We start from the raw sequence: 9,548 nt of genomic DNA, 5'->3' as shown, positions 1-9,548 counted from the left end.
CCCCGATCGAGCCCTGAAGGGGCGGTAGAAAGCGTTGCCGTCGGGTTCTGCCGCCCCTTCAGGGCTCGATCGTGATTTGACGGTTACCCAGGGGGTAAAGCCCTGGGCTAAGTTCTCTTGGCCCTTCGGGCCGAAAGACGGTCACGGCTGTCCCCGCGCTGCCCTCAAACAATGTGGGTAAAGCTCAGCCCTAAAGGGCGAGGTTTCTTCCCCCTTTGATGAATTCGGCGTACCGGCAGAATTGAGTTCGCTGCCTTAAAGTGTTGGTCACGCCCATTGAGCTCTCCAACTCGTCCACGCTCCTGTCTTCGGCTTATTGGTCCGGCCCGTGTAAACTGTACCCGTAACGTTGGTAACACCGGCAGCGATCTGCGCGGCCGCACAGGACGGGCACGCGGCACCTACATGGAGTTTACCGCGGTGAGCCTTCGTGTCAGGCGTGATGTTTGAGGTGGCTTGGCAGCGATCGACCTGACCTTGCGTTGCCCGAATCCCGCGTTGCTCGGAATGCCAATCATTATGTGTGCGTGGCTTCAGTTTCTGGCAATCATCCGGCGGATTAACAAACCCACCCGTTCCAAAGATTGCTGCGGCCCGTGCCCCCTGAGGCAGGGTCAGCCTTTCAGGGTTTCTCGACGCTGCACTAGAGGTTACAGTCCACACCCATTGGCCGTTCTTGTCCATCCCCTGGGTGACTGTGATCGACTCCCAGTCGCCATCACGGCCCTTGCCGGTGCCGGGATTGTAATCAAGGCCGCCCATCCGAATGTGGTCGGCTGCAGCTTGCAACTGCTCAGCGTCCATCCGGGGACGAGTCGTCGGCGGCTTCGGGGGCATTATGGGTGGGCTTTATACTGCGGGTTGGTCGCCAGTTCGATTACCCGAAAGGGTTAGCAGCCCTGGAGGTCAGAACGGCACGTAATCCGGGCGGCTCCAATGCGCTTCGAGCGCTTTGCAAAACACCCGGCTTTCGGTTTGACGTCCCGATCGCCCAAGCAATAAAATTCGGCTGGCGCTGTGGCGACTCGGGACGCCATCGCACTGCGGTGGATCGGATTGACTGACGCCCGGAGCCGGCGACAAGCGGTCGAGCCGACACGCGTCAAGAAGGAGTCCCGCATGGCAAACCAATGCATCGCTCAGACGCCCTCGGCGTACGGCTTTCCTTTATTAATCAAGGACTTGCTGGAAGCCGGGGTCACGCGCGCCCCGAAGCAGGAGATCGTCTCTGGCGACGGGACCCGGCTCAGCTATCGGGCGTTTGCCGAACGGGTCGGACGCCTTGCGTCAGGTCTAGCCCGCTTGGGGGTAGCGCCCGGCGATACGGTGGCCGTCATGGATTGGGATAGTTGCCGGTATCTGGAGTGCTTCTTCGCGGTGCCCATGATGGGCGCGGTGCTGCACATGGTCAACATCCGCCTCTCAGCTGAGCAAATCCTTTACACCATCAATCACGCAGAGGATGACGTTATCCTGGTCAACCGTGAATTTCTCCCGCTGCTGCAGCAAATCTGGGATCGCGTTGACGCTGGGAAAAAGCTCGTCCTCTTGCATGACGAGGGAACGCCGTCTCAGCCCGTTCAGACCCGGCTGGTTTTCGAGGCCGAATACGAGGCGCTGCTGGCCAGCGGCGAGCCCTGGCGCGATTTCCCGACCCTCGATGAGAACACCCGGGCCACGACGTTCTACACGACCGGAACCACCGGGCGGCCAAAGGGCGTCTACTTCAGCCACCGGCAGCTGGTACTGCACACGCTGGCAGCGCGCACCAGCCTGGCTGAGACTGGGTGCGGCCTTCTAAAGGAAGGGGATGTATACATGCCCTTCACGCCGATGTTCCACGTTCACGCCTGGGGCATTCCTTACGTGGCTACCCTGGTGGGTTTAAAGCAGGTCTATGGTGGGCGGTTTGTGGCGGATTCGGCCATTACGCTCTACCGGCGCGAAAACGTAACCCTGTCGCACTGCGTGCCGACGCAGCTGCGCATGGTGCTGGACGGCGCCAAGGCAAAGGGCATCCGTCTCTCAGGCTGGAAGATGCTCATTGGCGGCGCGAGCCTGCCGCAGGCGCTCGCGCGAGAGGCCCTGGCGCTCGGGCTCGACGTCTACGCCGGCTACGGCATGTCGGAAAGCTGTCCCGTCCTGACGCTGGCCGGCCTCATGCCAAAGATGGCCGGTTGGGAATTCGAGCGCCAGGTCGAAATGCGGTGCAAGGCCGGCCGGGCCCTGCCCCTGGTGCAGCTCCGCCTTATCGATGGCGAGATGAATGACCTGCCGCAGGATGGGCAGGCCGTCGGGGAGCTCGTCGCCCGTGCGCCTTGGTTAACCCAGGGCTATTTGAAGGATCCGGAAGGGTCAGAAAAGCTTTGGGCCGGCGGCTGGTTGCACACGGGCGATCTGGCGACGATCGATGCTGACGGCTACGTCAAGATCACCGATCGATTAAAGGACGGCATCAAGAGCGGCGGCGAGTGGATTTCCTCGCTGCAATTGGAGGACTTAATCTTGAGACACCCAGCCGTGGCGGAAGCGGCGGTGATCGGCGTGGCCGATCCGAAGTGGGGTGAGCGACCGCTGGGGCTGGTGGTGGCAAAGCCGGGGCAGGGAGTCAGCGAGGCGCAACTGCGGAAGCACCTCCAGGGGTTTGCCGCCGACGGCATCATCCCCCGCTACGGCGTGCCCGACCGGATCGTCTTCGTGGAGGCGCTGCCCAAGACCAGCGTTGGCAAGCTCGATAAGAAGATTTTACGCGGCCGGTACGCGCTATGAGGTAAGGCATGAAGGCAGGACCGGTAGCTGAAGCGTCCGGCCGGTGCGAACAGATCTGAATCGCCCGTAGCGTTCGGGCCGCAGGTTAGGTCAGGTTAGGTTAGACCGGCTTTCAAGTTGGTTGAGCCGGTCTATACCCCGGGGGGCGATTCAGGTTAGCCGGCGACTGAAACGCTTGATGCGAATTGGCCTTTCCGGCGCGGATGGTCTGGGACTGTCTTACGGCCCAGGGGAACTTATATCATTCCGACGGCCATGGAGGTAGAATTTTGAGGCGTGCCGACGGGACGCCTGAAGCGGCGCGCCGGGCCACAGGCGGGCGTCAACGGTGGGCGGATACTCGGGTTTTTGGCGTTGAGGGTCGCGCCGGGTTTGGCCGGCCTCTTGGGAGTCGGAACCCTTCACAGTTATTCCGGCAGAAGATCGGCTCAGGGGGGCGCCGGAGGATGCTGCGCACCGTGTTGAACGGGTCTTACACCAATTTAGATAGTTACCTTGGTGGCGCTTCGACCGGGTTTCAGCGCCGAAGGGGCGCTGGAACCTAGCCCAGGGCTTTACCCCCCTGGGTAACCGTCAAATCACGATCCAGCCCTCCTAAGGCGTCACGCCTGTACACCCATCCTAACAAACGCCCGCCCCGCCGGGCTGGATTTGCTGAAGGGGCGGCAGAACCAGCGGCCATTAATGGGTGACCTCTGCCGAAGAGCTTTCCCCCCCCTCAATCCCAACCGTAGCGCTCATCAAACTCAACCCCATGCCGGCGCAAAAAGGTTCGCTACTCCTCTTGGAACCATAGACGCCGGTGGTGAAGGTCCTGGTGGCAGGGTCTCATCGGCCAGGGCGGGGGCACGAGCGTTGGTTGAAAAGATCAGGTGAACCAGCAGGTGGGCAAGGGATTGGGGCAGCAGGATACAACATGATTTATCTGCGTATTTTTCAATAGCGCCACGGGTGCACGTTTCTGCCGCCCCTTCAGGGCTGGATCGTGATTTGACGGTTACCCAGGGGGTAAAGCCCTGGGCTATGTTCTACTGGCCCGTTGGGCCTAAGACAACATGTTACCTCGATGGTCATCGAACTGGTATAAGGTCTCCCGGCTGGCCGGTCGAGGCTAAGGCCACTTCAGCGCCGCTCGGAGCATCCGGCAGCGCGCCTATCCGCCGGAATTATATCCAATTAACTGAGCCATGTGTATAAGTTCTACCACCCCTCGGGGCTCAAGGCGGCCCGCGGGCGCATCGGCTTGCCCGCCTCGATCGAGTAAAAGGTCACCCGCAGCACGCGTTAATGTCCCTGGCTGCTTTCCGGTCGCCCCTCCGGGGCAACGACAGCTCAACAAACGTCAAAACCGGTATAGCGCCGAAGCCGGCCTTCTGGCGAGTAAGCCCCACGTCGCTTTTCGTACCTTTGCTGGAATCTAATGCAGTTGGGGAAACCCACGCCGGCGGGTGACCCCTCGGTGGCGGCGTTGAGGGCAAGACGCTCCCGCGCTTCCCGCTCAAGCCGGCCACCGTATCCAGCAGCGTTGCACCCGGCTTTTTATGCCTCTCGCAGGCTGAGTTGTTCGATACTTACAGCTTTGCCTGCTCGACGCCGCTGAAACGCAGGGCGCGCGCGTCTCGGGCAACGATCGCGTCCATCTCCCGCTCAAGAAGTTCGCGGTCATCGACGCCGCGCAGCATCCGCCCGGCAAGCCGGTCGAAGCGGCCGGCGGCAATATCGGCAATCAGCGCGGCGGCCCGCGAGGGCGGAATGTTCACTCCGTTGTCAAAGAGGCCCTGAATGTCAGGCAGATAGGTCTTACCGGCTTCGGAGAAGAGTTGCATCTCAGTCATCGACGTCCGCACCAGTCCCGGATCGACGGCGAAAGCCAGCACGCCGCGGTCTTTGGTCGTGTCGTTGAGGCATTCGGTGAAACGCATGATCGCCGCCTTGCTGGACGCATAGCCCGACCCGTGCGGGAAGCTGTTGCCCGTTCCGCCGCCGACCAGGTTGACGATGCGGCCCTTGCCGCGGGCAAGCATGGCCGGTGCGGCCACGCGACAGGTGTGGAAGGTGCCACGCAGATTGATCTCGACGTCCCGCCACCAGTCCTCCGGATCGCATTCCCAGATGGGACCGAAGGCCCGGAAGGAGCCATGATTGTTGACGAGCAAGTCGATCGCGCCGAGCTCGGCCGCAACCCGGCCAAGCGCATCCTCAACCCCGAGGCGATCGACCAAATCGACCGGGACGGCGATCGCTCTTCCGCCTTCCCCGTTGATGAGCGACGCCGTTTCCTCGATCTCGCGTGCCGTTCGCGCCAGGACGGCGACCTTGGCGCCGCCCTGCGCCTGATGCAGCGCGATCTCACGCCCGATCCCCCGTCCTGCGCCGGTGACCACGGCGACGGTACCATTCAGCTCAGCCATAAAAATTTCCTCCTGATTTGCGGCGGTGCGGCGCGATCGCCCCCACTACCATCCATGAAGCAGCCCGGCATATAACCTTAAGCTAGCGAAGTGCGAAGTTTCGGCAACGTAGAATGCAGAGCGCCGCTTAGCCCCTGACCGGTGCCTCCTTCCCTTGCTGGCCAGCACAAGTTCGTGACGCTTTTCCATGCATCTCTTGAACCGCGGGACCGAGAGAACCTACGTCGAAAGAGATCAAGAAACGGCGGATTGCTATCGGGCTTCAGCCCGGTATAGGATGGCGTCTTTCGAGCGGGCAGCGAGTGCCCTGCCCCTCGGTGTAAGCACATGCCTCCTCAAAATGGGTATCCACGCGATTTGATCGGGTACGGCCGGAAGCCGGTGTTTGCCGACTGGCCGGGACAGGCGCGCGTGGCTGTGCAGTTTGTCCTGAACTACGAGGAGGGCGGTGAAAACTGCGTGCTGCATGGCGATTCGGTATCGGAGCGATTTCTTTCGGAGATTGTCGGCGCTGAAGCCTATCCGGCTCGCCACCTGAGCATGGAATCCATCTACGAATACGGATCGCGCGCGGGAGTCTGGCGAATTCTCCGCGAATTTGAGACGCGCCGGTTGCCTTTGACCATCTTTGGCGTGTCCATGGCGCTCGAGCGTAATCCCGAGGTCACCAATGCATTCGTCGAACTGGGTCATGAAATCGCGTGTCACGGCTGGCGTTGGATCCATTACCAGAACGTCGATGAAGACACCGAACGCGACCACATGCGTATCGGCATCGAGATCATCGAGCGTCTGACGGGCGTTTATCCCCTCGGCTGGTACACCGGGAGGGATAGTCCTAACACGCGCCGCCTCCTTGTCGAACGGGGCGGCTTCTTGTACGACTCGGATTACTACGGCGATGACCTCCCCTTCTGGATGCAGGTTGCAGTCAGTAATGGCGATATCAGGCCGCACCTGGTCGTGCCTTATACGCTTGACACCAACGACATGCGGTTTGCCACCCCGCAAGGTTTCAACACGGGAGACCATTTCTTCGCCTATTTGCGAGATGCCTTTGACGTCTTGTATGATGAAGGTTCGGAAATGCCCAAAATGATGTCGATCGGCATGCATTGCCGGTTGCTCGGCCGCCCGGGGCGATTTCGCGCGATCCAGCGTTTCCTGGATCACATCGAGAAACATGACCGCGTATGGGTGCCGCGCCGCGTTGATATCGCTCGGCACTGGCAGAAACGGCACCCGTATAAGGTGGGCAATGTATAAGAGGGCTTGCGCGCGCGCCGAGTGAACCAAAAGGTGAAAGGTTAAAGAGTTTCCCGTTCTGATGTCGATTCCAGCGCTTGACCCGGATGCTCCAGAGTTTACACGCCATTGCGTTAACCTTGCCGACCCGCGATTAGGAGCCTGCGCGGTCGCGGCCAGCGACGAGTTCTTTGCTCCCAAGGACCGGATGCTGAATCCCGATCCGCCCATCTTTATTCCGGGCAAGTACGATGATCACGGGAAGTGGATGGATGGTTGGGAAACCCGGCGCCGGCGGGAACCGGGGCATGACTGGTGCATTGTCAAACTCGCGAGGCCGGGGGCAATCCAGGGTATTGACCTCGACACCACCCATTTTACCGGCAACTACCCACCCGCCGCCTCCATCGACGCGTGCCGCCTGGACGACGGCAATTCCGAACCAACGACGGAGTGGGTGGAAGTGGTGCCCCCGACCACCTTACAAGGTAATAGCCACCACTATTTGCGCGTCGACTCCACCCGTGCGTTCTCACACGTTCGCATCAACCTTTACCCCGACGGCGGCCTCGCCCGGTTACGCGTGTACGGCCGGCCGCGGGCCAGTTGGCATGGGGTGAAGGAAAATGCGGTGGCCGATCTGGCCGCCATGGTCAATGGCGCTTACATCGTCGCCGCTAATGACCAGCATTTCGGGCTCGCATCGTCTCTGTTGCTGCCCGGCCGCGGGGTGAATATGGGCGACGGTTGGGAGACCCGGCGCCGTCGCGAACCGGGTAACGACTGGTGCATCATTGCCTTGGCCCATCCGGGAATGATTCAGGAGGTCGAGGTCGACACCGCGCATTTTAAAGGTAACTACCCTGACCGTTGCTCGCTGCAGGCGGCTGCCGTGACGGCAGGGACTGACCGTTCGATCGTCACGCAAGCGATGTTTTGGCCCGCCTTACTGCCCGAGCAGAAGTTGCAGATGGATCGGCAACACCATTTCAAAGCCGAGCTTATATCCCTTGGCGTGGTGACGCACGTGCGTTTCAATATCTTTCCGGACGGAGGCGTGTCACGGCTGAGGCTCTGGGGCTTGGTCGAGTCTGCTTAAACGTGAATGAAAGGCAATTCTCAGATGCAGGTGCTGACGGTACAGGTGCTGACGCGTGCAGCCTTTGCCCCATTCGGCGATGTGATCGAGTTGAGTGAGGCGCAGCATTTCCCCATTAACGGAGGAAACACGGAACGCTACCATGACCTTGCCAACGTCGACCTGTACGACCAGGGGGGCCGCCCGTTGATCAGCGTTTTTCGTGGCCAGCCGCGCGCGTTGCCCTTTGAGGTGAAAATGCTGGAGCGGCACCCGCTCGGCAGCCAGGCCTTTATTCCCTTAGGCAAACGGCCGTATGCCGTGATCGTTGCACCGGAGGGCAGGCTTGACCCGGAGGGGTTAAGGGCGTTCATCACGCAGGGGTGGCAGGGCGTCAACTACGCGAAGGGCGTCTGGCATCACCCGCTCATCGCGCTGGAGATGGTAAGCGATTTCGTGGTGGTGGATCGGGGTGGGGAAGGGCGGAATTTACAAGAGCAGACTCTGCGCGAGCCGGTGTGGCTGACTCGGGAAGCGCTCGCTGCCGCTGAATGAGGCGTAGCCGGGCCAGCCCACCCCCTGCAGGACGGTTCCGATGCAAAATCTTGAAGCGCTCGGGCTAGCCGCAGTAAGGCTACCGATGGCGGAGCTCCCTTCAGCACAAGGTCCTTGCAAGGGGCGTTTCTTCGACCGGGACGCCAGCATCCTGCGCATCCGGCGCCACCTGACGTCTGCGTGGGGCTCCCGCGCCTTCGTCCGGATGACGGCCGAGGGCGGCACACGGGAACGCGGAAAACGATCGGATGAATATCTCTGACCTTGGTATCCCGGGTGTGAGGCTCATCGTGCCAACGCGATTCAGCGATGCCCGAGGATTCTTCCAGGAAACCTGGAATGATCGGCTGTTTCGCGAAAAGATCCGGGACGTCGCATTCGTTCAGGATAACCGTTCTGTGTCGATGAGAACAGGCACGCTGCATGGTCTGCACCTCCAGAGGCCGCCTCGCACGCAAGGCAAGTTGGTCCGCGTCGTACGGGGTTCAATTTTCGACGTGGTGGTTGACGTCCGAAAACCTTCTGCGACTTATGCGCGGCATGTTGCCCTCACGCTCGATGCTGAGTCAGGAGCGCAGCTTTGGATTCCGCCAGGTTTTCTTCACGGCTTTTGCACGCTCGAAGACCAAACCGAGGTTCTTTATAAAGTTACCGACTATTATAACCCGAGCCATGAAGCAGGTGTTCTCTGGAACGATCCTGACCTTAAGATACCCTGGCCCTTTGAAGCCCATTCAGTCATCTTGTCCGCTAAAGATCAGCAGCTTCCGCGCTTGCGCGATTTGCCAGACCTCTTTAGCGGTGATGAATGTGCGGAGCAGCCCGGGAGTTCATGAGGCAATTGTGGATGGTTTTATGCGGACCACCAGTATCGTCAAGGCAGGCTGGACGTCCGATATTATCAATGCCAGACCCCCTCCTCCGCTCACTCCATGGAGACGCGGCTCCCGCGGGCGGTTAACTCGACTTCCGTGAGTTTGCGTATCCTCAGGGGAAGTGATGAGTGGAATGGCTGTCAGGAACTCCGAAACCTAACAATACCCTTTTCGATGAAAGGCATCATCCTTGCCGGTGGCAGTGGCACGCGGTTGCATCCGCTCACGCTGGCTACATCAAAGCAGCTTGTGCCCGTTTATGATAAACCGATGATCTACTATCCGTTGAGCATACTCATGCTCGCCGGTATCCGGGAGGTGCTAGTTATCTCGACCCCACGCGATCTGCCGCAATTTCAGCGCTTGCTCAATGATGGTTCTCAATGGGGGATGCAGTTCCGTTACGCAATTCAGCCGAACCCCGGCGGTCTGGCGCAAGCATACCTCATTGGAGCCGACTTTGTCACTGGGGGTTGTTCCGCACTCATCCTCGGCGATAATATATTCTACGGCCATGGGATGGAAGAACTAGTCTCACCGAACCGACTCAGCACAACGGGTGCCACGGTGTTTGCATACCACGTCAATGACCCGCAGCGCTACGGGATCATCGAG

7 protein-coding genes are annotated in these 9,548 nt (G+C 60.4%); 6 read left to right on the top strand and 1 reads right to left on the bottom strand.

The features are described from left to right. Window positions 1-1,119: 1,119 nt before the first annotated feature. A complete protein-coding gene (locus JO015_20800) occupies window positions 1,120-2,769 on the top strand; it encodes a fatty acid--CoA ligase (protein MBW0001541.1) in 1,650 nt (549 codons plus the stop codon). Window positions 2,770-4,340: 1,571 nt separating this feature from the next. Here JO015_20800 and JO015_20795 read toward each other — a convergent pair. Then, window positions 4,341-5,180, bottom strand: a complete 840-nt coding sequence (locus tag JO015_20795) for an SDR family NAD(P)-dependent oxidoreductase (GenBank protein ID MBW0001540.1) — start codon at window positions 5,178-5,180, stop codon at window positions 4,341-4,343. 327 nt (window positions 5,181-5,507) lie between these two features. Between JO015_20795 and puuE the strand changes: the two genes are divergently transcribed. The 5 genes from puuE to JO015_20770 form a co-directional block, all read left to right on the top strand. Then, window positions 5,508-6,446 carry an allantoinase PuuE gene (gene puuE / locus JO015_20790; protein MBW0001539.1) on the top strand — a complete coding sequence of 313 codons (939 nt, stop codon included), beginning with the start codon at window positions 5,508-5,510 and terminating at the stop codon, window positions 6,444-6,446. Window positions 6,447-6,507: 61 nt separating this feature from the next. Beyond that, entirely contained in the window at window positions 6,508-7,524 is a 1,017-nt protein-coding gene (gene alc / locus JO015_20785; protein MBW0001538.1) for an allantoicase, read from the top strand. A gap of 24 nt (window positions 7,525-7,548) precedes the next feature. Next, complete coding sequence (locus tag JO015_20780) at window positions 7,549-8,058, top strand: ureidoglycolate lyase (protein MBW0001537.1); 510 nt, start codon at window positions 7,549-7,551, stop codon at window positions 8,056-8,058. Between the two features lie 248 nt (window positions 8,059-8,306). Next, window positions 8,307-8,894, top strand: a complete 588-nt coding sequence (gene rfbC, locus JO015_20775; GenBank protein ID MBW0001536.1) for a dTDP-4-dehydrorhamnose 3,5-epimerase — start codon at window positions 8,307-8,309, stop codon at window positions 8,892-8,894. A gap of 213 nt (window positions 8,895-9,107) precedes the next feature. Further along, window positions 9,108-9,548 (top strand): NTP transferase domain-containing protein (locus JO015_20770; GenBank protein MBW0001535.1); only part of this gene is annotated, 441 nt, incomplete at its 3' end.

The sequence above is a fragment of the Verrucomicrobiota bacterium genome (assembly GCA_019247695.1).
Taxonomy (GTDB): Bacteria; Verrucomicrobiota; Verrucomicrobiia; order Chthoniobacterales; family JAFAMB01; genus JAFBAP01.
The sequence above is the reverse complement of the archived record's forward strand: the minus strand, read 5'-3'. Positions and strand labels throughout refer to the sequence as shown.